This window comes from Microthrixaceae bacterium (assembly GCA_023957975.1).
Lineage (GTDB): Bacteria > Actinomycetota > Acidimicrobiia > Acidimicrobiales > Microtrichaceae > JAMLGM01.
Genome location: JAMLGM010000003.1, coordinates 140,121 through 162,769, shown reverse-complemented (window position 1 = coordinate 162,769; position 22,649 = coordinate 140,121). Strand labels below are relative to the sequence as shown.

The 22,649-nt window shown below is 65.2% G+C and carries 20 protein-coding genes; 8 read left to right on the top strand and 12 right to left on the bottom strand.

The window, feature by feature from the left end; translation table 11 throughout:
* Nucleotides 1–59 precede the first annotated feature (59 nt).
* A complete protein-coding gene (locus M9952_05715) occupies nt 60–812 on the top strand; it encodes an HD domain-containing protein (protein ID MCO5312420.1) in 753 nt (250 codons plus the stop codon).
* Nucleotides 813–870: 58 nt separating this feature from the next.
* Nucleotides 871–1,305, top strand: coding sequence for a nitroreductase family deazaflavin-dependent oxidoreductase (locus M9952_05710; protein MCO5312419.1), 435 nt, complete (start codon nt 871–873; stop codon nt 1,303–1,305).
* Nucleotides 1,306–1,362: 57 nt separating this feature from the next.
* Here M9952_05710 and M9952_05705 read toward each other — a convergent pair whose 3' ends face one another.
* Both M9952_05705 and M9952_05700 read right to left on the bottom strand, forming a co-directional pair.
* Nucleotides 1,363–3,261 (bottom strand): acetoacetate--CoA ligase, encoded by a 1,899-nt coding sequence (locus tag M9952_05705; GenBank protein ID MCO5312418.1) that lies wholly within the window; start codon nt 3,259–3,261, stop codon nt 1,363–1,365.
* A gap of 83 nt (nt 3,262–3,344) precedes the next feature.
* The gene (locus tag M9952_05700; GenBank protein MCO5312417.1) at nt 3,345–4,574 is read right to left on the bottom strand and encodes an alpha/beta hydrolase; all 1,230 of its coding nucleotides are present in this window, start codon (nt 4,572–4,574) and stop codon (nt 3,345–3,347) included.
* A 115-nt stretch (nt 4,575–4,689) separates the two neighbouring features.
* Here M9952_05700 and M9952_05695 point away from each other — a divergent pair, with 115 nt between their 5' ends.
* The 4 genes from M9952_05695 (at nt 4,690) to M9952_05680 (ending at nt 9,676) form a co-directional block, all read left to right on the top strand.
* Complete coding sequence (locus tag M9952_05695; protein MCO5312416.1) at nt 4,690–6,345, top strand: wax ester/triacylglycerol synthase family O-acyltransferase; 1,656 nt, start codon at nt 4,690–4,692, stop codon at nt 6,343–6,345.
* A 70-nt stretch (nt 6,346–6,415) separates the two neighbouring features.
* Nucleotides 6,416–8,059, top strand: a complete 1,644-nt coding sequence (locus tag M9952_05690) for an acyl-CoA synthetase (GenBank protein ID MCO5312415.1) — start codon at nt 6,416–6,418, stop codon at nt 8,057–8,059.
* On the top strand, nt 8,059–8,811 hold the full coding sequence (locus tag M9952_05685) for an acetoacetate decarboxylase family protein (protein ID MCO5312414.1): 753 nt from the start codon (nt 8,059–8,061) through the stop codon (nt 8,809–8,811). Before M9952_05690 ends, M9952_05685 begins: the two co-directional genes overlap by 1 nt.
* The gene (locus M9952_05680) at nt 8,765–9,676 is read left to right on the top strand and encodes a hypothetical protein (GenBank protein MCO5312413.1); all 912 of its coding nucleotides are present in this window, start codon (nt 8,765–8,767) and stop codon (nt 9,674–9,676) included. The genes M9952_05685 and M9952_05680 overlap by 47 nt, the downstream gene beginning before the upstream one ends.
* 35 nt (nt 9,677–9,711) lie before the next feature.
* Here M9952_05680 and M9952_05675 read toward each other — a convergent pair whose 3' ends face one another.
* The 6 genes from M9952_05675 to M9952_05650 all read right to left on the bottom strand — a co-directional run bounded on the left by M9952_05675 (nt 9,712) and on the right by M9952_05650 (nt 16,428).
* Nucleotides 9,712–10,878 carry a CoA transferase gene (locus M9952_05675; protein MCO5312412.1) on the bottom strand — a complete coding sequence of 389 codons (1,167 nt, stop codon included), beginning with the start codon at nt 10,876–10,878 and terminating at the stop codon, nt 9,712–9,714.
* On the bottom strand, nt 10,875–12,527 hold the full coding sequence (locus tag M9952_05670) for an acyl-CoA synthetase (GenBank protein MCO5312411.1): 1,653 nt from the start codon (nt 12,525–12,527) through the stop codon (nt 10,875–10,877). Before M9952_05670 ends, M9952_05675 begins: the two co-directional genes overlap by 4 nt.
* A gap of 5 nt (nt 12,528–12,532) precedes the next feature.
* Nucleotides 12,533–13,486 carry an alpha/beta hydrolase gene (locus tag M9952_05665; protein MCO5312410.1) on the bottom strand — a complete coding sequence of 318 codons (954 nt, stop codon included), beginning with the start codon at nt 13,484–13,486 and terminating at the stop codon, nt 12,533–12,535.
* A 16-nt stretch (nt 13,487–13,502) separates the two neighbouring features.
* On the bottom strand, nt 13,503–14,051 hold the full coding sequence (locus tag M9952_05660) for a TetR family transcriptional regulator (GenBank protein MCO5312409.1): 549 nt from the start codon (nt 14,049–14,051) through the stop codon (nt 13,503–13,505).
* 152 nt (nt 14,052–14,203) lie between these two features.
* On the bottom strand, nt 14,204–15,253 hold the full coding sequence (locus M9952_05655; GenBank protein MCO5312408.1) for a hypothetical protein: 1,050 nt from the start codon (nt 15,251–15,253) through the stop codon (nt 14,204–14,206).
* 260 nt (nt 15,254–15,513) lie between these two features.
* Nucleotides 15,514–16,428 carry an SDR family NAD(P)-dependent oxidoreductase gene (locus M9952_05650; protein ID MCO5312407.1) on the bottom strand — a complete coding sequence of 305 codons (915 nt, stop codon included), beginning with the start codon at nt 16,426–16,428 and terminating at the stop codon, nt 15,514–15,516.
* A gap of 288 nt (nt 16,429–16,716) precedes the next feature.
* Between M9952_05650 and M9952_05645 the strand changes: the two genes are divergently transcribed.
* Nucleotides 16,717–16,899 (top strand): Flp family type IVb pilin, encoded by a 183-nt coding sequence (locus M9952_05645; protein MCO5312406.1) that lies wholly within the window; start codon nt 16,717–16,719, stop codon nt 16,897–16,899.
* Nucleotides 16,900–17,031: 132 nt separating this feature from the next.
* Here M9952_05645 and M9952_05640 read toward each other — a convergent pair whose 3' ends face one another.
* On the bottom strand, nt 17,032–18,558 hold the full coding sequence (locus M9952_05640; GenBank protein MCO5312405.1) for an AMP-binding protein: 1,527 nt from the start codon (nt 18,556–18,558) through the stop codon (nt 17,032–17,034).
* Nucleotides 18,559–18,728: 170 nt separating this feature from the next.
* Here M9952_05640 and M9952_05635 point away from each other — a divergent pair, with 170 nt between their 5' ends.
* Nucleotides 18,729–19,499, top strand: a complete 771-nt coding sequence (locus M9952_05635; GenBank protein MCO5312404.1) for a glucose 1-dehydrogenase — start codon at nt 18,729–18,731, stop codon at nt 19,497–19,499.
* A gap of 226 nt (nt 19,500–19,725) precedes the next feature.
* On the opposite strand, the gene M9952_05630 is transcribed toward M9952_05635, so the two are convergent.
* The 3 genes from M9952_05630 to M9952_05620 are packed head-to-tail and all read right to left on the bottom strand — an operon-like array spanning nt 19,726 to nt 22,581.
* A complete protein-coding gene (locus M9952_05630) occupies nt 19,726–20,673 on the bottom strand; it encodes a cyclase family protein (GenBank protein ID MCO5312403.1) in 948 nt (315 codons plus the stop codon).
* A 6-nt stretch (nt 20,674–20,679) separates the two neighbouring features.
* Entirely contained in the window at nt 20,680–21,765 is a 1,086-nt protein-coding gene (locus M9952_05625; GenBank protein ID MCO5312402.1) for a Zn-dependent alcohol dehydrogenase, read from the bottom strand.
* A 60-nt stretch (nt 21,766–21,825) separates the two neighbouring features.
* Complete coding sequence (locus M9952_05620) at nt 21,826–22,581, bottom strand: hypothetical protein (GenBank protein ID MCO5312401.1); 756 nt, start codon at nt 22,579–22,581, stop codon at nt 21,826–21,828.
* Nucleotides 22,582–22,649: the final 68 nt, after the last annotated feature.

Here is a 22,649-nt window from a genome sequence, read left to right as displayed (position 1 = left end):
CGAACGGCGGTCGGGGCGGGCAGAATCACTCGCTGTCAACAACGCCGACAAGGAGCGACGTGTACCAGGAACTGATCGCCGCGCTCCGCCTGCCGCCGGTCGAGCTCGAGGAATTCCTCTACAGCCATCGCGACGAACTGCCGGAGGTATGGGCCCTGAAGACCCTGTCGGAGGACCCCGCCGGCGACCTCCACAAGGACAACTTCGCCCACACGATCAAGGTGATCTCCCAGTGTGGCGCCGACGCCAGCGACACGACCTTGCTCGCAGCGCTCTTCCACGATGTCGGCAAGCCCCTGACCCGACACGTCGACGGTTCGACCGTGAACTTTCACGGCCACGAGATCGTCGGAGCCCGACTCATCCGCAAGCGGTTCGGACGTTGGGGTGTCGACCCCGAGGCGGTCATCACCACCATCTTGTGCGCCGCCCGCGCCCAGGCGTATCTCGACTCGTGGACGGACTCGTCGGTGCGGCGCATCCGGGTCGACGCCGGCGATCACTGGCACGACGCCATCCGCCTCGCACACAGCGACGTCACCTCGCGACACGCCCATGTCCACCGACGGGTCCACCAAAGCGTCGACTCGCTGACGACTCGATCGGACGATCTCGTCGAAAGCGATGCGTTCAAGGCACAGCGCCCCGTCCTCAACGGAAACGACCTGGCCGCACTCGGCATTCCTCGCGACGCCCGAATGGGACAACTCCTCACGTGGCTCCTCGAGGAGAACCGGGCCGGTCGCCTCACCGATGCCGATGAAGCGGCCGCCGCCGTCGCCGAGCGGGCGAGCGGCCTCGAGATGAGCTAGACCGGTCGAACACCACACGGACACACCAGCCGTTGGACAACGCCGAGGAGGAAGCGACGTGTTGGAGGGAACCTACGAGCCCAGCCCATGGGAAGCGATCGCCAAACAGGTCGAGGAGTATGAGTCGACCGGCGGTGAACGAGGTCGATTTCTCGAGGGTCGACCGTGCGTCATCCTCACCACCGTGGGTGCCAGGTCGGGCAAACTGCGCAAGACCCCACTCATGCGGGTGAGCGCCGGCGACCACTTCGCCGTGATCGGCTCAATGGGTGGCGCACCGAGCGACCCGCAATGGGTCCACAACCTGCGCGCCACCCCTCGAGCCGAGATCCAGGACGGTCCGCGCAAACACGAGTATTCGGTGCGGGAGGTGGACGGCGAGGAGCGTGCGACGTGGTGGGAGATCGCTTGTCGGGAATGGCCGCCCTACGACGAATACCAAGAAAAGACCGACCGCCGGATCCCGGTCTTCGTGCTCGAACCTGCCGACTGAAACGCAACCAATCTCTGAACTCCGACGGCCCCGCCGCCGGCGGACACGGCTCGGAGTTCAACTAGCCAATTCCGGGCGTCGGGCGATCGCCCAGATCGCCTCGGGGTTGGCGAGGGCGGACGTGTTGCGAACCTCGCGACCGTTGACCGCGTCGGAGACCGCCAATTCGGCCAACTTGCCCGAGCGCGTCCGCGGCAGGTCGTCGACCGCGATCACCACCGCTGGGACGTGTCGGGGGGTGCACCCGATACGGATCACGTGCCGGATGCGGGCGACGAGTTCCTCTCCAAACGCCGCACCCGCGGCGAGACGCACCAACAACACGATCCGAGAATCGTCCTCGTGGTCCTGGCCGAACACCAGCGATTCGACGACCTCCGGTATCTCCTCGACCCGGCGGTAGATCTCCGCGGTGCCGATTCGGACCCCGCCCGGGTTGAGCGTTGTGTCACTTCGGCCATGGATGATCACTCCGCCCTGCGCCGTCCAGGACGCGAAGTCGCCGTGATGCCACACGTGTGGGTCTCGCTCGAAATACGCGCGCCGGTACCGTTCGCCATCGGGATCGTTCGCAAACCCCAACGGCATCGACGGGAACGGTGCCGTGCAGCACAGTTCGCCGCGCTCGCCGGCCGCCACCTCATGGCCGTCGGGGTCGAGCACCGCCACCGCCATCGCGAGGGTCGGACGTTGGATCACGCCGGCATACACCGGGGCGCTCGGGTCGCCGGCCACGAAGGTCGCGCACAGATCCGTGCCACCCGAGATCGACCCCAGGTGGACCGCTGGGGGAAGGTGGGCGACCGCCCATGCGTTCGTCTCCGGTGACAGCGGCGATCCGGTCGATGCCATGGCGCGCATATCGGGGAGGTCCCCCACCTGTCGCGGGTCGAAGTCGGCCTTCCGAATGGAATCGAGGTACTTCGCCGAAGTTCCGAAGAACGTGAACCCCTCACGCTGAGCGAGTTCCCAGAGACGCTGTGGACCGGGGTGAAACGGCGACCCGTCGTACAACACGATCGCTGCGCCGAGCGCTGGCGCGGAGACCAGCCAGTTCCACATCATCCAACCGCAGGTCGTGAAGTAGAACACCCGGTCGCCCGCCTCGATCCCGGCGTGGAACCGGTGCTCTTTGAGGTGTTGCAACAGCACACCCCCGGCTCGGTGCACGATGCACTTGGGCACCCCGGTCGTGCCCGAGGAGTACAACACGTACCAGGGGTGATCGAAACCAAGCGCCTCGAAGCGAAGCTGCGCATCCTCATGCGGCTCCAGCCAGTCCTCGTACCTCGTGAGGCCCGTCCCGGGTTTGTTGGCCTCGCCGACTCCGAGCACCGAGACCACCACCGTTCGGCGCAGGGAGGGCAACCCGGCGACGATCTCGCCGAGGCGTTGAAGACAATCGAGTTCTTTGCCGTTGTACCGGTAGCCGTCGGCGGAGACGAGCACCGTCGGGTTCACCTGGGTGAACCGATCGAGCACCCCGTCGACACCGAAGTCCGAGGAGGTGGAGGTGAAGGTTGCGCCGATCGACGCCGCTGCCAACATCACCAGCACGGTTTCGGCAACGTTGGGCATCCACGCCGCGACCACATCGCCGACACCGACCCCATCGGCTCGCAACGCCGCCGAGATCCGCGCGACCTGCGCTCGGGCCTGCCCGCGGGTCAACGTGAGCGCCGGGCCACCGCGCTCGTCGAGGCTCAGGATGAACGCCTCATCGTCATCGGGCCCTGGTCCGCCGCGAAGAATGTTCTCGGCAACGTTGAGTCGAGCCTGCGGGAAGAACCGCGCCGAACGCATCGTCTCGCCCTCGACAACGACGGGTTCACCGCGATCTCCGATCACCGCGAGTTCGTCCCACATCGTCGACCAGAACCCCTCGGGCTGTTCAACCGACCAGGAGTGCAACTCCTCGTAGCTCGAGAACCCCAACCGCGAGATCAACCGATGCATTGCCGACCGGCGAACCGCGTCGTTCGACGGCCACCAGATCGGCTCCAGATCGTCGCCCTCGACAGCTTGACCACTCGCCCGATTCACCGCAGCACGCCCTGACGGAGCCCCGTGAGGAACCGTTCGACGAACTCGACGACACGAACCGACCGAGGCGAAGGGAAGATGTCGAAGGCGTGGTTCGCTCCGGCTAGTTCGGCGTAGATGACCGGGTTGTCGGAGACCGCGGCGAGCGCTGCGACGAATTCGCGGCCCTGTTCGACCGGAACGAGGGTGTCGGCGGTTCCGTGGAGGATCAGCATCGGTGGCGCGTCCCGGCGCACGCGACGGATCGGGCTGTAGCGGTCCCAACGCTCGCGATCTTCGACGCGTGACGAACCCACCACCATCTGTTCCATGAACTCGGCGAACAATCGCACCATCGTGTGATCCTCGTCGACCAGGTCGTAGACCCCGTAGAACGCGACGGCGGCGGCAACGCTGGTGTCGGCATCCTCGAAGCCCGGTTGGAACTCGGGATCGTTCGCGGTCAACGCGATCATCGCCGTGAGATAGCCCCCGGCGGATCCACCGGTCACAACGATGAAGTTGGGATCGATGTTGAGGCGTTCGGCGTTCGCCCTCACCCAGGCGATCGCCCGCTTGCAGTCGATGAGTTGTTCGGGGAACTTGGCCTTCGGCGCGAGGCGGTAGTTGACGTTGAACCCGACCCACCCCTGCTTGACCATGTGATGTAGCAGCGCCAGGCCCTGTTGGTTCTTGTTGCCGATCACCCATCCGCCGCCGTGCACCTCGATGATCGCCGGCCGGGGTGCCACAGCGGACTCGCCATCGACGACGTCGCCGTGTTTCGGTTCGTAGATATCGAGGGTGTTGCGCCAGCGCGCCTCATCGATATATCCGACATTGCGCGTCATCTTCGTGGTCGACGCCCCCATCATCACCGGAAACACCGCACCCCTTCGCACTGAAGAGGGGCGGTCGGCCACAAAGTCCCGGTCGACGTGGGGAGCCAACGCCGCCTCCATCTCCTCATCGACGCGACGCCCCGCAGCGACGAGCGCCGCCAATCCGGCGATCACCCCGACATCCAGCCCCAGCGCCACCTTGCCCTGAGCGCTGCGATAGCGACCGCGACACCAGGCTCGAGCGATGTGGACGACCCGTCCGGCGGCGAACAGTCCGGCGGCCTCGGTGACGATCCAGCCAGCAAAAAACGACGGGATCGTCAAGGGGAGGTTGCGGATGCGAGGGCGGTGGGCATTGAACACCGCGACCAACCAGATGATCGCTGAACGCAGGATTGATTCCATCGCCCCATCTTCGCGGACCGGAACGAAGTTCGCGGCTCGAGAATTTCTCGCATGTTCTTCGTCCCGCAAGGTCGAAACGCTGGCAGAATCAGGCTCCGAACCTAGAGGGGGGCTCATGCAGCGACTGTCAGGAATCGATGCTTCATTTCTTTACCTGGAGACGCCGAGTGCGCACATGCACGTCTGCATGACCGGGATCTACGACACCTCCACCATGCCCAACGGCTACTCGTTCGAAGCATTTCGCGATCACATCGTCGGGCGGTTCCATTCGATTCCGGCCTTCACCCGACGCCTCGTCGAAGTTCCGTTCCAGCTGCACCATCCGATGTGGGTCGAGGATCCCGATTTTGATCCCGACTATCACGTCCGCCGCATCACCGCCCCCGAGCCAGGTGGGCGACGCGAACTCGCGGCGGTCGCAGCCCAAATCGCGTCGGTGCCACTCGACCGGACCAAACCGCTCTGGGAGGTCTGGGTCGTCGAGGGCCTGAAGCATGACCGCATCGGCTTCGTCGCCAAGGTCCACCACGCTGCGATCGATGGGGCCTCCGGCGCGGAGATCATGACCGAGCTGTACGACCTCGAACCGTCGCCGCCACCCCGACCCGAGGTCGTGCCCACCCCACCCGAGGCCGTGCCCACCGATATCGAGATGATCCTCGGTGCGTTCGCTTCGCGACTGCGGCGCACGGCACGCACCGTGCCGCTCGTGGGGCGCACGGTGCAAAGCGTCGCGAACGTCGTCAGCAACCGGCGCGACCCCGCAGGTTCGGTCGGCGCCGTGCCGTTGACGGCGCCGCGCACGCCGTGGAGCGCGGCGATCTCCCCGCAGCGAAGTGTCGCGTTCGCGCGCATTCCGCTCGACGAGACCAAGGTGATCAAGGACCGTTTGGGAATCACCGTCAACGATGTCGTGCTCGGGGTCGTGTCGGGTTCGATACGCCGCTATCTCGAACAACGAGACTCACTCCCGGACACGCCGCTGGTGGCGGTGTGTCCGGTCTCGGTTCGCCACGAGGACGAGGTGGGCGCCGGCGGTAACCGCGTTTCTGCCATGTTCACCTCGCTGGCGACCCATCTGGACCATCCGATTCAACGGCTCCGCACGATTTCCACCTCGACGGAGGGAGCGAAGGCGGAACACAACGCGATCGGTGCACGCATGTTGACCGAGTGGGGGGAATGGGCAGCGCCTCGTACGTTCGCCATGGCCTCCCGCCTGTATTCGTCGATGGGCCTGGCGAGCATGCACCGCCCGATCCACAACCTCGTCATCTCCAACGTTCCCGGACCACCGTTCCCGTTGTATCTCGCGGGCGCCGAACTCGTCGCCGCGTATCCGATGGGTCCGATCATGGAAGGTTCGGGCCTCAACGTCACGGTGCTCAGTTACATGGGCCACATCGATTTCGGCTTCCTCGCCGATCCGCTCCTGGTCCCCGACGTCTGGGACCTCGCCAAGCACGTTCAGGATGCGTTTGACGAGTTGAGCGAGATCGCACATCGCGGCGAGCCGCACCACACCGTCCGCGCGAAGAAGGCGCCCGCGAAGAAGGCTCCCGCGAAGAAGGCGCCGGCGAAGAAGACCGCCGCCAAGAAGGCTCCCGCGAAGAAGGCTCCCGCGAAGAAGGCTCCGGCGAAGAAGACCGCCGCCAAGAAGGCTCCCGCGAAGAACGCAGCGCCCGAGAAAGTTGTCGCCACGCGGACGCCCACCAAGCGCGCGGCCGCTCGGCCGGGGCCAACTGAAACCTCCGCGTCCAACGACTGACCGTCGACCCGATCGCCTCAACAAACGTTCATTCGACAGCCCAACCCAGCAGTGCTCTAGATTTTCGGCCATGGCCTACCATTTCGCCGACCTCTTTGAGCACATCACCGACGCGGTTCCGGAACGGACCGCGCTAGTCGATCGCGATCGGCGGCTGACCTTCGCCGAACTCGATGAGCGGGCGAATCGCGTCGCACACCTTCTGACCGAACTCGGCATCGGGCCAGGCGACCACGTCGGCATCTACGCCCAGAACAGCCTCGAGTGGTTCGAAACCATGATGGGCGCTTTCAAGATCAGTGCCGTTCCGGTCAACATCAACTACCGCTACGTCGCCGACGAGCTCACGTACCTGTTCGACAACGCCGACCTCAAGGCGGTGGTATTCGACGCCCAGTACGCTCCACTCATCGCCGAGGTGAGCGAGCGAATTCCCGCTCTGACGACGTTCGTTCACTACGAGGTGTTCCCCGAGGAGGGCGCGGCAGCTACTCACGCGCCGGTCCTCGCCGCACTCGGTTCGGTGAGCCTCGACGAGGGAACCGCCGCGGCTTCCCCGTCGCGCGATGGCTTGCCCACACGCAGCGGCGACGACATCTTCATGATCTACACCGGCGGTACGACCGGGATGCCCAAAGGGGTCATGTGGCGCCATGAGGACGTGTATTTCGCTCTCGGGCAGGGCATCAACTCGGTCACCGGCGAGCGGGTGGACAGCGATCACGAGATGGCCGACAAGGCCAAAGCGAACGATTTCTTTCTGTCGATCTTCTTCATCGCTCCGTTCATGCACGGCGCGACCCAACTCGGATCTCTCGGGCAGATGCTTCAAGGCAACACGATCGTCGTCACCCCCAAGTTCGACCCGCACGACGTCTGGGCGACCGTCGAGCGCGATGGGGTCAACACGATCATGATCACCGGAGATGCCATGGGCCGACCGTTGGTCGAACACCTCGAGGCCAACCCCGGAACCTATGACACCTCGGCGCTCATCGCGTTGTCCTCCTCGGCCGCGATCTTCAGCCCCACGATCAAGGACCGCTTCCTCGAGTTGTTTCCGAATCTGGTGATGACCGATGCCATCGGATCCACCGAGTCCGGCTCCACCGGCATCCGCTTCGTCGGCAAGGGCGCTGCGCAGAACCCCAACGGCGGACCGACCGTGACTCCTCGCGAGGACACCGTGATCCTCGACGATGAAGGCGGCCTCCTGGCCCCGGAATCGTTGGGTACCGGCATTCTCGGGCGAGGCGGCAACATACCGCTGGGTTACTACAAGGACGACAAGAAGACGGCAGAAACCTTCATCACCGCCGCCGATGGCAAGCGCTACGCGGTTAGCGGAGACTACGCACGATGGGAACCCTCCGGGGAAATCACGTTGCTCGGTCGGGGCTCGACCGTCATCAACTCGGGCGGAGAAAAGATCCACCCCGAAGAGGTGGAACAGGCGCTCAAGGACCACCCGGCCGTGTACGACTGCATCGTCGTCGGCGTGCCAGATGAGCGGTGGGGACAACGCGTCGCCGCCGTCGTGCAGTTCCGCGAAGGCCAAACAGCCGAACTCGACCAGCTCGCAGATCACTGCCGGTCCTTCGTCGCCGGATACAAAGTGCCGCGCCAACTCACCGTCGTCGACCACATCGAGCGCTCACCCTCGGGCAAGCCGGACTACCCCTGGGCCGTCAACCTCGCCAAGGGAGATCGCTGATGGCCGGACTCACCCCTCAGCCGGACGGTAGCTACCTCGTCATGGGACAACGCGTCGCCATGCCGGTTCTGGTGCGCAAGGCCAAACAGGCCGCGGTGATGTTTCTCGTCGACCACAACGCCGCCCAACGCATGGTGGCACCAACCGGCCTCAAGGTCGTCCGACAACTCGGAGGCAAGGCGATCGTGACCTTGGCCCTCGTCGATTACATCGACAACGACCTCGGCACCTACACCGAACTCGGCCTGGTGTTCATGGTGCACGACAGCGGGGCCACCCCGACTTCGGCCAACTACGGCAACCGGAAGGCCGTCACGACCTACATCCATCGGCTTCCCGTGAACGGGGAATTCACCAAGGAGGCCGGCTACGGCATCTGGGGATTCCCGAAGTGGGTCGCCGATCTGAGCGTCGATTTCGACCGCGACGGGGTCACCGCGCAGCTCAAATCCGGCGACGAGGTGGTAATGACCGTGCGCGCGAAACGCGGACCCATCCGAGTTCCGCGCCGCGCCATGCCGATGAACGCCTACACCTGCGACGAGGACGGCATCGTGCGCCGGACACCTTGGACCACCGACGGAACCCAGAAGCAGCAGGTTCGACTCGGCGGGGCCACCGTCGAAGTCGGCTACGGCCACCCGCTCGCCGACGAGTTGCGCGCACTGGGGTTTCCGAAGCGCTGCCTGGCTACCATCTTCGACGATGACATGCAGGCAACCTTCGGCGCCCCAGAAATCGTCTCGGCCTGAGCGTCGTGTTCGCTTCGCGATCGCGACGCTGATCCTCGCCTGGGCAACCGGAGCGGGATTCGTACCCGCTGGCGCCTCGACCGCCGCAGGCGAAGTGCCCGTCGATCAGACCGAAATTCTCTCCAACGTCGGTACCGTCGCCCCCGAAGCAACCCCGTCGGCCAAGTCCATCGGATCCGTCGTGCTCTCCGGCGACAAGATGGCCGTGGTCATACCGCTCGCCGACGAACGAGCGTTTCCGTTGGGGAGCGAGGCAACCTTCCAACGGATGGGTTCCACCGAGGCGTCTCACGACTGCTACGTCGCCGCACGGTCACCCCGCGGGGGCGTGGCCGCACTGCGTTGCCGGGGACTCGACGGCGCTGGCTTTCGTGCCGTTCGCCCGGCCGTCGCCGCCGGCGCGATGCTCCACGTCGTCACCGACTCCATTCTCGACGCCACTGCCTCCGGCTACGACACGACGAGCGGCCGCCTCAACGTGGTCGTACAGGCGGGCTGTTGCCTGCCCGGGACCCCGGTGCTGAATCCCGACATGGACCTCGTCGGGCTGGTCGCCGCGGCAACCCAACCGGACCAGACCCCCACCGTTTCAACCTCTGCGGTCCACGGCAATGCGGTCGCTTCGATCGCACAAGACGCTGTCGCCCATCGGGACAAGCTCATCTGGCAGGCGCTTGCTGTCTCCAAATGGTGGGTGGTGCTGTCGCTGCTCGTCGGCGCACTGTTGGGGTTCGGGTGGGCGCTGCTGGCACGACGACCCTATCTGTGGCGCATGATCGGGGTCGCACTTCTAGGTGGCGCGGTCGCCGTCACCGTCGTCGCAGCGCTGTCCCAGGGCGACAACCCGGGCCGCTTCCTCGGCTGATTGTCACGCAGAGCAACCCGCTCCGCTGCGACGGGTCAGCCGATCGCCCCAACCTCACGCAACCGCGCCACTTCGCTCGCCGTCACACCCCAGTCGACAAGCTTGGAGTCGGTACTCGCGGCAGGGGCCTCCGGCAGAGTCGGCATGGGGGCAGGGGTGCGTTCGAGCCGCGGCGCCGGGGCTGGCTGTCGCACTCCGCCGAGTTCGATCCAGTTCTGCATCGCAGCGTTGTGGGGGTGATGTGGGGCCTCCGCCATCGTCAACACGGGAGCAACGCAGGCATCGACCTCGGCGAAGATCGCGGCCCAGTCGTCGCGAGTCCGCGACCCGAAGCGCTCGACCAACTCGGCACGCAACGCGGGCCACGCCGCCTCGTCGTTTTGTCGGCCGCACCACGAGTCGTCGAGCCCTAGCGTCGTCACCAGAGCAGCAAAGAACTGCGGCTCGATGGCCCCGACCGATACGTAACCGCCGTCGGAGGTCTCGTAGAAATCGTAGAACGGCGCTCCCGAATCGAGCAGGTTCGTGCCACGTTCTTCGGACCAGAACCCCATCGCGTGTGCGCCGACGAGTGGGGCCATCAACAACGCTGCCCCATCGATCATCGCCGCGTCGACCACCTGGCCGAGCCCGCTCACCGAGCGCGACACCAATGCCGCGCAGATTCCAAACGCCAGCATCATCGCACCGCCGCCGAAATCGGCGACGAGGTTCAATGGCGGGGTCGGGACCTCGCCATTGCGCCCGATGTGCGCCGCAACGCCAGCAATCGACAGGTAGTTGATGTCGTGGCCTGCACGCGGCGACAACGGACCGCCGCGCCCCCAGCCCGTCATCCGTCCGTAGATCAGCCGTTCATTCGCGTCGCGGAGGTCATCGGGGCCGAGCCCGAGGCGTTCGGCAACCCCGGGTCGGAACCCTTCGATCAACACATCCGCGTCAGCGGCGAGCCGCTTGATCAGGTCGCGGCCCTGCGGGTGCTTCAAATCGATTCCCACGCTGCGACGACCGCGGCTCATGACGTCCCACGCGGCAAACCGGTCGCTCTTGGCGATCGGCGACGCAGTGGTGCCGCCCGGCCGTTCGACCCGAAGGACATCCGCGCCGTGATCCGCGAGCATCATTGCGCAAAACGGCCCCGGCCCGAGCGAACCGAGTTCGATCACCTTGATCCCGGCAAGCGCACCGGGTCGCTCGTTCACGAACGTGAGCCGAGCGCGGCACTCGCTGTGGTCGACGCCCACACATAGTCGGCCTTGCCGACCGGTGACCGGACCACCTGATCGACCAGAACGAGTTCGCGCGGCAACTTGTAACCGGCAAGCTCCGAACGGGCGTATTCGCGGAGCCCCTCGAGGGTGACCTCCGCACCATCGACGACGGCGACCACCGCGCAAACACACTGTCCGAATCGTTCATCTGCGACTCCGGTGACGACGGCGTCGAACACGTCGGGATGCGTGCGCAGCACCGACTCGACCTCCTCGGGATACACCTTCTCGCCCCCGGTGTTGATCACCTGGTTGCCACGGCCCAACAAGGTGATGACCCCGTCGGCCTCGACGGTGGCCATGTCGCCGGTCACCACCCAACGCGTGCCGTCGACTTCGACAAAGGTTTCGGCGGTCTTGGCCTCATCGTTGTAATACCGAAGCGGGATGTGGCCGGTGAGCGCCACCTTGCCGACGACCCCCGAACCGGCCTCGACCTCGCGGCCGTCGTCGGAGAGGACCTTGGTACCTGCGTCCATGGGAGAAAACCGGGTCTTCCCGTCGGTTTCGTCGCCGGGAAAGATTCGATGCGACCCCTGGGCGCCCGTCTCCGAGGACCCGAAGCCGTCGGTGATCATCGCATTCGGAGCAATCTCGAAGAGTCGCTTCTTGTAGACGGGGTTCAGCGGCGCACCACCGGACCCGACCGCGTACATCGAGGAGATGTCGAAGGGGCCGTGTTCATCCCAAGCATCGATCAGTGGCTTCGCCATGGCGTCGCCGACGATGATGACCAGCCCGACCTTATGGGTCTCGATCATCTGCCAGGTCTTCAACGGATCGAAGCTTCCCGGAACCATCGCGACCTTGCCGCCGCAAAACAGCCACGACAACGAGGTCCACTGCGCGGCTGCATGCATCATCGGAGCCAGTGGAAGCGTCAACATTTCAAAGTCGATGATGCGGTCGATGAGTTCTGCCGGCGAGGACACAAACCCGTTGAGCCGCATCGGATCTCCACCACCGATCCCGGCAAAGAAAATGTCCTCGTGGCGCCACACGACACCCTTTGGCATGCCGGTGGTCCCGCCGGTGTAGATCACGTACTCGTCGTCGTTGGTTCGGGGCCCGACAAGTTCGATGAAGTCGCGGTCGGCGGAGGCCCCGGCTATCGCCTCCTCGTAGTCGACGAAACCCTCGGGGAGATCGCCTGCCGAGTCGCCCTCGCGAACGATCAGCACCGTGTGCACCTTCGGTATCGCCCCGGCGGTCTCCACGAGGCGTTCGACGAACTCCTCATTGGCCACGACGGCCACCGCGTCGGAGTTGTTGAACAGGTACTCCAACTCCGTCTTGACGTAGCGGTAGTTGATATTCACCGGTACCGCCCGGAGCTTGTACGCGGCGAGCATCACCTCGAAGTACTCGATGCCGTTGACGAGATACGCCCCGATGTGATCACCGGCGCGGACACCGTGTTCATACAACGCGTGGGCGAGACGATTTGAGCGCTCTTCGAGCTCGCCGTAGGTGACTTCGCGGCCTTCGCTGATGACTGCGACGCGTTCGGGCACTCGGTCCGACACCGCCTCCCAGACATCAGCAAGGTTGTAGGTGTGGAGTTCAGTGGCCATGGCCATGGCGATCAGTTGCTCCTCTTCGTCGACCGGTCCGAGGACCGGCGCTTGCGTCGAATCGACTGTTCGACGCTCAGGCAGGCTCCGGTAATTGCATCTCCGAACGATTCAAGCACCGGCGACGTGTGGCCCTCGTCGAAACGCTGGATCTTCGCACCGTCGATCGCCAACGCTAGGTGCAATTGCGCCGTCGGGGCGACCGCCCGGTCCTTGGTCGTCAACAACACCGTGGTCGGCACATCGACTTCGTGAATCCAACGCCGCGACGAGAACGTAGCGATAGCGGTTCCCGCCTCGAGCACCAAGCGCATGTCGTGTCGGCGAAACTCCTGCGCGGCCCAGATCTGAATTCGCGATGGCCGTCCGGTCTGGACCTCGCGGAGGCCCTTGGGGAAATGCGAGCGGACCACCCACGGAAGCCTGGTGACCACCTGGGTACCGCGGGTGGTGCCGGCGAGCAATGCCATCGATGAGGCGAACAGCAGGCGTTGCTGAAGGCCCGGCACGAACATCGAACTCGTCGCAGAGAACACCAGCCCCTCGACGAGGTCTCGATGGCGTTTCCAGATGAGCTGCCCGATCGGCCCGCCCATCGAGTAGCCACAGAAGATGGCGCGTTCGACGCCGATTTCGCGGCACAACGCTGCGGTATCGTCGGCACACGCCGCCAGGGTGAACCTGCGGTGATTCTTGATTCCGCGCCCGTGTCCACGAAAGTCCGGTGCGATAACACGAAAATGCTGACTGAGCGGTGCGAAGGCGTTGAACCAGTTCAGCCCACCGGACGCGACCCATCCGTGCAACAACACCACCGTAGGAGCATCCGGGGTCGGCCCGGGAACCTCTCGATAGAAGGTGGTTCCCCGCCGCGGCAACTTCAGCCTTCGCCCGAGCGGGAGATCGATACCCGACACGCCTTCGGGCACCGGCCGCTCGAACGGCTCCCATTTGGGACTTTCCACAACGACCATGGTCCTACTACGCCTCCCCGAACAGCAGATGCACTGCTGCCTCAAGCTTACGGTCCACCGACGACGCCGGCTCGACTCCGCTGATCCATGCCACCAGCGACGACAACCAGACCTCTTGGAGAATCTCGGTGACGAGCAGCGCTCGCTGCGTGGGCACCGACGGCTCCGAGGAGTCGGGGGTCTCAAGTGCCGACAGGATGATGCCGCCCATCAGGTCGCGCACGTCGCGCACGACGGGAGCCACCAACTCATCGCCCGACACCAGCGCCCGCACCACGGCGACGGTGAATTGCTGCTGACGTTGCAACGCTCCGTTCGCGCGACGCAACACGTCGACGAGGCGTTCCATCGCCGCTAGTCCTTGCGGCGGCTTCACCGCCAACCGCTCGTGCAGCGACTCGATCTGACGAAGCATGGCTGAGACGAGCAGATGTTCCTTAGAAGGGAAGTACCGATACAGCGTCCCGAGCGCGACGTCGGCTTCGTTGGCCACCGCACGCATCTGCACCGCGTCGTAGCCGCCCTCGCGCGCCAACCGCGAGGCGACGTTCAACATTCGCTCACGCCTGTCCTGTTGTGGCTTCGTCAGCGACACGACACCTCCCGTCCCCCGTTCGTCCCCAAAATGAGAACCTGTTCTAACACCTCCGCATCTTCATCGGATGATTTCGAGGAAACTCGCACAATTTCCCGACCGGAGATCAGCGTTCAACTTCCCGATCCCGCCCCCCACGCGGTGATCTCCCCAGCCACATCGAGCAGCAACTCGGTCGCCGATCCATCGACGCCAACCACATCGAGGTGCGGCTCGTCCGAACCGAAGGCCCGCTGCGTCAACGACAGGTGCTCGTCGACCGAGGTGTCACCGTCAACCCAGGCCTGCACCTGAACCGGCACTTGGTGTCGCGCCGCCGCCTCGAGCACCATCAGGGTCGAATCGTCTGGTGGGCCATCGATGACCGCGACGCACGGTCGTTGAGCCAGCCCCGCGACGAATGCTGCTGCGGCGGCGAACCCCGGTTGGTCGAGCGCTGGGACAACCACCGAGTTTTCGATGCCGGTCGGGAAGGCTCGTGCGATCCAGAACCCCGCCATCCCTGCGTCCGCGACCACGACCCCACCGTCCGGAGCGGCCCCTGACAGGTGAAGCGCCGCTCGCGCCGGCGAGATCGGAGCGCCCTCTCTTTCATAGAGCGGCTGCACGACCGACGCGAGCAGTCCGTACAGCGGAGGCCGTTGTGAAACCTGCCGGTGTTTGCGTGGCCAGTCGGCGAGCGCCAGCGGAAGTTGCCACGCCGCGATGTCGACGACCGGCGCTCGACCCACGAGTTGTGTCGCGTCGAACTCGTCCGGGTCGAGCCCGCTCGCGATGATCAGGTCGACGTCTCGGAGTCCGGCGAGTTCGACATCGCGGGCCTGCAACCCGATCGTGCCGAAGTGAAACGGTGAGTCCCAGCGAAACACTCCCTTGGCGCCAAAGGTGTTGAATACACCGAAGCCACCGCGGGCCGCGAACTCACTGATCGTCTCACGCCCCTCTCGGCTGACGCCCGGCCCGACGACCACCACGATGTCGAGGCCTTCGAGGGACGGCGACAGGGTGGACGCGACACCGCCGTCGGGGCGGCCTCGAAAGTCCGCGTCGGTCGGGGCCGGGGCGTCGAGATCGAAATCGAGCGCGAAGGCCAACGTGCGCGGGGTTCGGTCGAGTTCGGCTTCGACGAGTAGGTGTACGAGTTCCTCGACACCGGTGACCACCCGCGGGCGAGCGGTTCCTCCGGGCTGCGAGGACAGATGCAAGAGCTGCTGATCCAGCAGCGCCGCACCCCAACCGGTGCCGATCCTGCCGTCGGCATCAGCGCACAGGAGCGCGAGATCGGCGTGGGGGGGGGAGACGCTCGACAGAGTTGCGCGCCCCCCCCCACGCCGATCGCGCCGTAGTGACGCTGCACCCCAAGTGCGCGCAGCGCGTCGGCGACGACCGCTGCGTTGGTCGGCGCGGAACTCAGGGCTCGCCCCTAGTACCGCAGTCCGGGGGCTCGGGTGAAGAACACGTCGGTGGCCAGCTGGGCACCCAGCTTGGTGGCGTCCCAACGCTTCGAGCCGTTGTTGATGGTCGGGCCGTCGCTCCAGCCCTTCATCAAGATGATGTTCTCGGCGACCGCTCGGATGACCTGACCGGTGACGTGATCCGCCTCGTCGGAGGCCAGCCAGGCCACCAGCGGAGAACTTACGGCCGGGTCCATCCGGTTCCACTCGTCCTCGGGCACCTCGTCGGGTTCGATGACCTTCGGGGCGCCGGGCATGGTGCCCGTGATGCGGGTCGCTGCCGCTGGGCCAACACAGTTGACCGTCACGCCGGCCTTGAAGAGCTCGAGGCTGAGGGTCTGGGTCATCGAGGCGATCGCGGCTTTGGCAGAGGCGTAGTTGCTCTGGCCGAAATTGCCGGTGAGCCCAGCGCCCGAGGTCGTGTTGATGATGCGGCCACCGGTCGGTTTGCCCGTCTCTTTGAATTGCGCAGTCCAGTATTCGGCGGCGTGCTTGGCGGGACCCCAGGTTCCCTTGACGTGCACGTTGAACACCGCGTCGAAATCGGCCTCGCTCATCTTGACGATGGTGGAGTCGCGCACGATGCCGGCGTTGTTGACCAGGATGTCGAGGCGACCGTACGTGTCGATCGCCTGTTGGATCATGCGTCCGGCACCTTCGAAGTCGGCCACGTTTTCGTAGTTGCCGACGGCCTCGCCTCCGCGAGCTTTGATGATGTCGACCGTCAGGTCGGCGTCCTTACCGCCGCCGTCGCCGGTGACCGAGACCCCCAGGTCATTGACGACGACCTTGGCCCCGTGCTTGGCAAGCTCCAGCGCATGCCCACGGCCGATGCCGTGACCGGCACCGGTGACGATTGCGACCTTGCCTTCGAGCAAGCCCATGGTTCCCTCCGGGTTGTAACGAGTGATTCGGCTGAATCTGACGAGCCGTCAGATTCTACGCGTGTCAGGCGTGGGTGAGCGACCCGAGCGCGGTAGGCCCCTCGGACCAGCCCGGACGTCGGTTTGTGGGCCAACGGACCAAATCACCCGAGTAACCCGTTCAAGAACCTCAAGAACGTCCACTGCCACCCCGATACAACTTGCGAGCCTGAGAACGATGATCCCTACGGGCACGATCGACATGGCGACCCAGGAAAGCACCACAACCCCAAGCAAGGAATATCCGACATGTTGACCAGCTTCGAATTCATCTCCGCCTACCTCGTTGCGAAGACCAAGACCGAGCGGGGCGCCTCCCTCGTGGAGTACGCACTCCTCGTGGCGCTCATCGCCGTGGTCTGCATCGCTGCCGTGACGACCCTCGGCCGTAAGGCCGCCAACAACTTCAGCTCCGTCGCAGGCGCGATCTGAGCGAGCCGACGGACGGCGCAACGCCGTTCGAGCAAGACGAGGGTCGGTCCACCTGGACCGGCCCTCGTTGCCGTTTTCGCCCTGTTCGCCGCGGCGTTCGTTGCTGTGACGCCAACGGCAGGGTCGCGCCCTTTAGGCCTTGCTGTACTGCGCCTGGAGGTTCTGTTTGAGGATCTTGCCCGACGCATTGCGGGGGATCACGTCGACGATCTCGAGTTGCTCGGGCAGCTTCTGCTTCATCAATCCCTCCGCCAGCATGAATTCAACGAGTTCGTCGAAGGTGATGTCGCTTTGGCCATCGGCGGTCTGAATCACCGCGCAGGCCCGCTCCCCCGATGCCGCATCGGGAAGCCCGATCACCGCGACGTCCGCAACCTTGGGATGCGTGAACAGCATGTCCTCGAGTTCTTTGGCCGAGATGTTCTCGCCCTTGCGGATGATGATGTCCTTGAGCCGGCCCGTAATGATGACGTTGCCGTGATCGTCGAAACGGCCGAGGTCGCCGGTGCGGAAGTAGCCCTCCTCGTCAAACCCATCGACGTTCAACGACTCGTCGAGGTACCCCTTCATGAGCTGAGGAGCCTTTGCGCGGATCTCGCCGTCCTCGCCGGGTCCGGCGATGGTCCCGTCGGTTTTCACGAGCTTGATTTCAACTCCGGGCATCGGCTTGCCCTCCGAGATCGCGAGTTCGGCGTCGCTGTCGTCGATCGACGCCATCGTCAGGATCGGGCATTCGGTGAGGCCGTATCCCGACAGCACCGGGGCGCCGAAGGCTTCACGAATATCGGTGACGAGTTGCGGCGGCTTCGGGGCGCCACCGCCTGGGAAGGCCCGAACGTTCGGAAAGATCGGCGTCGACGATGCCTTCTGGGCGGCGAGGTAGGCCATGTGGAACGGGGTTCCGGAGCCCGCGAGGGTCACGTTCTCGCGGCTGAGCACCTCGGCGGTCTCGGTCGGGTGGAACGTCTCCATCATGATGAGGCTGTGGCCGAACTGCAGGGCGCAGAACAACCAGGTGATGCCTCCGATGTGGGTGAACGGGAACACGACGGCGCTTCGATCCTCTGCGGTGACGTTCATCCGCCGCCCCATCGACGCCGCCACCGCGGCGACCGATGCATCAGTGTGGCGGGCACCCTTCGGATCCGATGTCGTGCCGGAGGTGTAAAAGAGCCACCGGACCGGGTCGCTGTCGGTGTCGGCCAGCGGCGCCAGTGTCGACGGATCGCCGTCGGGCAACCGCTTGTCGGCCACCAGCACGGCACCATGGCCATTGGCGTTCACGATCTCGGTGGCCATCTGTTGGTAGTTGAACCCCTTCCATTCCGAGGGGACGACGATGAGATCAGCGCCGGCCTGCTTGGTGCAGAACCCGACCTCGCGCTCGCGGTAGATCGGCAACACCGGGTTCTGGGTGGCGCCGAGGCGGCTGAGCGCGGCGACGAGCACCATCGACTCGATCCACGTGGGCAATTGCCAGGTCACCACCGAGCCTTCCCCGACGCCGAGCGCCGCGAGTCCTGCGGCGGCCCGCTCGGACGCCACGGCATACTCGGCGAAGGTCATGGTCCGGCCGTCCTCGTCGACGACGAGCAGCGCGTCGGGAGTCGCCTCAACCCGATCGTTGATGAGCTGCCACAACGTGGTTCCGGTCAACATGGCTCCCCCTCTCGCCGCGAACGATCGGCGGCGCTGAATGCGATCTGACGGATCGTCAGCTTAGCCCCGCCAGTTCCGCGCCCCCGCTTGTTCTCCGATAACCAGTGGTCGTGATCACGACCACTGGTTATCGGAGAACAAGCCTGAGGGGCGGCATAGAGTGAGCGGCCATGGATCGCGAAACCTTTGGTTCGATGTTCGACCTGACGGGACGTGTGGCCATCGTCACGGGAGGAACCCGCGGCATCGGCCTCGCCATCGCCGAGGGGTTTCTGTTGGCTGGCGCCCGGGTGGTGGTGTCGAGTCGCAAGGCCGACGCCTGTGCCGCCGCGCAGGAACACCTCGAATCCCTCGGCGGCGACGTGCTCGGAGTCCCCGCGCACATGGGCGACCTGAACGCGTTGCAGAACCTCGTCGATGTCACCATCGATCAGTTCGGACGCCTCGATATCGTGGTGAACAACGCCGCGAACGCGCTCGCTCAACCGGCCGGCCACTTCACCGCCGATGCGTACCAGAAGTCGTTCGACGTCAACGTCCGCGGGCCGGTGTTTCTCACCCAGTACGCACTCCCGCATCTTGAGGCGTCGGGACACGGCGCTGTGATCAACATGGTTTCGGCCGGAGCGTTCTTGTTCTCTGAACACCTCGCGCTCTACTCGGCCGGCAAGGCCGCCATGGTGAGTTTCACCAAGTCGCTCGCAGGAGCGTTCGCCCCCAAGAACATCCGCGTCAACGCCATCGCCCCCGGACCGATCGACACCGACATGGTGCGAGCAAACCCAATCGAGTTTCAACAGGCGATGGGAGCTTCCACACTGCTCAATCGCATTGCATCGGCCGACGAGGTCGTGCCGACGGCCCTACTGCTCGCGTCGGATGCTGGCTCCTACATCACCGGTCAGGTATTCAGCGTCGACGGCGGTCTGGTGCCCCGCTGAGCCGACGACCGGATCGCCCGGATCGGACAGGGTCGCCAGCGCGCCGAGGCCCGAAGTCAGGAGTGCCGCGATCGCCACCGCCCCGAGAACCGCGCGTCGCCGTTGCTTCGGAGTTGGAGCGAGGAGTTCGTCGGCGTAGCCGTGCATGCGCAAAAGCCTTGCACCCTGGACCCCGGTTGGAAAGCGAAAGAAATGTGATGGCGACGCGCGCCACCGGCGCGAGCCGTTACTTGGTGGCGATCGGCACGACCGGCGCCGAGGTGGCTCCGACGAACGGCTCGGGTGCTGCGACCAGCAGAAACTCGTAGACCCCGTCTTCGGCACAGTCCTCGGCCAGGCTTTCGAAATTCCAGTTCTGACCCTGCAACAGACCCATGTCGCGCAACTGCACCATGTGGACACACAACAGGTCGTCCCAGTTGCCCGACTCGGGCGGCATGACCTCGTAGGTGTACGAATCGATGAACGCGCCGGCGACGTCGTGATCGGCCATCCACTCGACACAACTGAACCCGAAGCCGACCGTTCGCCAGTCCTTGCCCACGGCGTAGCGGCGTCGGTCCCCCTCGAAATACCACTTCAGGTCGCCGGTGCGCACACAGATGGCGTCACCCGGTTCGATGCTCAGCCCCGTCGCCTCGAGCGCTCGGTCGAGATCTTCCGCGGTCACCGCGTGGCCATGATCGACCCGATCCGAGCCGTGGAGCTTCGCGACGTCCAACAGGATGCCTCGCGTCACGACCGACGGCAGCTTCTCGGCCCCGCACCACGTCGCCCCGTTGTGAGCACCGATCGAACGCTTGGGCCGGTTGTTGTAGAGGAGGTCGTCGTAGGAGATATGGCTGAGGGCATCGATGTGGGTGGCCGCACACGTCGACATCATCACGAGATCGTCGCATCCCTCCCAAATGCCCGGCGCCATCTTGTCGCGCTCGTTCATCGAGGTGAACGTGAGGATCGGGTTGTAGCGGCCGGCCGGCTGGCCAACCTGGATGCCGTCGTTTCGCAGGTCGACCGCGAGACTGAACCGCTTACCGGTCCGCACGCACGCCGCCCCGCGCTGGGCGGCCTCGGGGGTCAGGAGGTTGCCACACCCGAGTTCGTCGTCATCACCCCAACGCCCCCAGTTGGAGACCTTGGCCGCGGTGGCGAGCACGTGTTCTGAGATCGCCATGACCACTCAGCCCATCGTCAGCACGCCACGGGCCAACTTGCCCTCGTGCAACTCGTCGAGCGCCTTTTGGAAGTCCTCGATCGGATAGGTGGCACTCACGAGTTCGTCGAGCTTGAGACGACCGGCCTCGTAGAGCCGCACCATGAGCGGAATGTCGTATTGGGGTCGAGCCGAACCGTAGCGACACCCCATGATCGTCTTGTCGTTGTACATGGTGTTGACGACGAAGCTCGCCTCGGAGCCCATCTTCGGCACGCCCAACATGACGAGCTTGCCACCCCAATCGAGCAGTTCGGTCGAGGTCTTGATGAGCGCCGTCGACCCGACGCACTCGAAGACATGGTCGACGCCGTTCGGGCAGATTTCCTTCACCGCGGCGACCAGGTCGAAGTCTGGTCCGTCGGGGCAGATGAAATGCGTCGCGCCGAACTGCCTGGCAAACGCTTCCTTGCCCGGGTTGGTGTCGACCGCGATCACCGGGAGCGCACCGCTGAGGGCGGCACCCTGCAGGGCGTTGAGCCCGATGCCGCCGACGCCGATCACGACCGCCGACTCGCCCTGAGCGACCTGCGCTCGGTTGAACGCTGCGCCGACGCCGGTGAGCACGCCGCAGCCGATGAGACACGCTGTGGTGAGCGGTACGTCGTTGGGGATGCGCACGGCCTGGGTTGCCTTGATGACGGTCTCTTCGGCGAACACCCCGAGGTTGGCGAACTGGAAGCCCTTCTTGGCGTCCTCGCCCTCACCGATGAGATAGGGGCGGTTGAGCTTGCCGAAGGTTGCCCGACAAAACGTCGGCTTTCCACGGTCGCACTGGGCGCACTGGCCGCAGTTTCCGAGGGTCGACATGACGACGTGGTCGCCGACGGCAACGTTGGTCACATCGGGGGCGACCTCGATGACCTCGCCTGCGCCCTCGTGGCCCAACACGACCGGCGGAGGGAACTGAATCGTCCCGTTCAACACCGACACGTCGCTATGGCAGAGCCCTGCGGCGGCGATGCGTACCCGCACCTCCCCCGGACGCACACCGCGGATGGTGACGTCGTTGCGAACTGTTGCGGTCTTGCCGTCGAAGACGAGCGCTTTCATCAGACCCCCAAAGAGCTGTTTGTGGAGAAGACCATGTTACGACACCGCCTAGAACGCGTTTCAGTTCACCGGCTGTGGCACCATCTCGAAACCGACCAGAGCGCCGACGTCGTCGACCCACGTGATGAGCAACCACGCGTCCTCACCGGGGTTCCGCCCGTCGGGGAGGACTCCGGTCCACCTTGCGCCGTCAGCCTCAGAGGCCTCCGGATCGGCGGTCAGCGAAGCGACCGAACGCGACTGGGCAAACCACACGAGCATCTCACCAGGGGCAACCTCGACCCCCTGGATGGCGGAGACCGGGGGCAGTACGGAAATCGTGGAGCTCGAGACGGTGGAGGTGATCTCGGCGGCCCAGGGCATGGAGCCATCGCCGAACGCAGTGCGCCCCGCCGATATCCCGCCAAAGCGCCAGTCACCGTCCTCGCCGTCGTAGACCTGCATCCACCCGTGATGCTGCGCGCCTGCGAGTCGAATGCCGACGCCGCAGCTACCACCGCCGAAGGTGATCGTTCCCGGTTCCGCCAGGAACCCGCGGCCGATGACCGGGGCGATCCGTGCGTTCGCGACCGCTGCTACCGCCTCTTCGATGCCCGGTTCGGCCGAAACGGCCCACGTCGGGGTCTCGCCCTCCCCCCGATACGGGCCGCATTCCCAGTTGCCCGACCCGTCCGAGCCATAGCTCGTGATCTCGGGCGACCCGTCACGCACCGCAACGGTATCGACCTCCCTGGTCGCCTCCCACCAGAACGCAGTTCCCGCCACAACGAGCCCAACCCAACACAGCACGAAGAGAACCTTGGGGCGACGCCTCATGACTCCACGCTATTGCGGCGCGATCGACAACCCGTGCGTGAGCATCTCGCCCTACAGGTTTTGGGCCG

Bases quoted from the DNA above. Each gene is read 5' to 3' on its own strand.
- M9952_05705 (MCO5312418.1), bottom strand. From the start codon at position 3,261: ATGCATCGGTTGATCTCGCGGTTGGGGTTCTCGAGCTACGAGGAGTTG.
- M9952_05700 (MCO5312417.1), bottom strand. From the start codon at position 4,574: ATGGAATCAATCCTGCGTTCAGCGATCATCTGGTTGGTCGCGGTGTTC.
- M9952_05695 (MCO5312416.1), top strand. From the start codon at position 4,690: ATGCAGCGACTGTCAGGAATCGATGCTTCATTTCTTTACCTGGAGACG.
- M9952_05690 (MCO5312415.1), top strand. From the start codon at position 6,416: ATGGCCTACCATTTCGCCGACCTCTTTGAGCACATCACCGACGCGGTT.
- M9952_05685 (MCO5312414.1), top strand. From the start codon at position 8,059: ATGGCCGGACTCACCCCTCAGCCGGACGGTAGCTACCTCGTCATGGGA.
- M9952_05680 (MCO5312413.1), top strand. From the start codon at position 8,765: ATGACATGCAGGCAACCTTCGGCGCCCCAGAAATCGTCTCGGCCTGAG.
- M9952_05670 (MCO5312411.1), bottom strand. From the start codon at position 12,527: ATGGCCATGGCCACTGAACTCCACACCTACAACCTTGCTGATGTCTGG.
- M9952_05660 (MCO5312409.1), bottom strand. From the start codon at position 14,051: ATGTTGAACGTCGCCTCGCGGTTGGCGCGCGAGGGCGGCTACGACGCG.
- M9952_05650 (MCO5312407.1), bottom strand. From the start codon at position 16,428: ATGGGCTTGCTCGAAGGCAAGGTCGCAATCGTCACCGGTGCCGGTCAC.
- M9952_05645 (MCO5312406.1), top strand. From the start codon at position 16,717: ATGTTGACCAGCTTCGAATTCATCTCCGCCTACCTCGTTGCGAAGACC.
- M9952_05640 (MCO5312405.1), bottom strand. From the start codon at position 18,558: ATGTTGACCGGAACCACGTTGTGGCAGCTCATCAACGATCGGGTTGAG.
- M9952_05635 (MCO5312404.1), top strand. From the start codon at position 18,729: ATGGATCGCGAAACCTTTGGTTCGATGTTCGACCTGACGGGACGTGTG.
- M9952_05630 (MCO5312403.1), bottom strand. From the start codon at position 20,673: ATGGCGATCTCAGAACACGTGCTCGCCACCGCGGCCAAGGTCTCCAAC.
- M9952_05625 (MCO5312402.1), bottom strand. From the start codon at position 21,765: ATGAAAGCGCTCGTCTTCGACGGCAAGACCGCAACAGTTCGCAACGAC.
- M9952_05620 (MCO5312401.1), bottom strand. From the start codon at position 22,581: ATGAGGCGTCGCCCCAAGGTTCTCTTCGTGCTGTGTTGGGTTGGGCTC.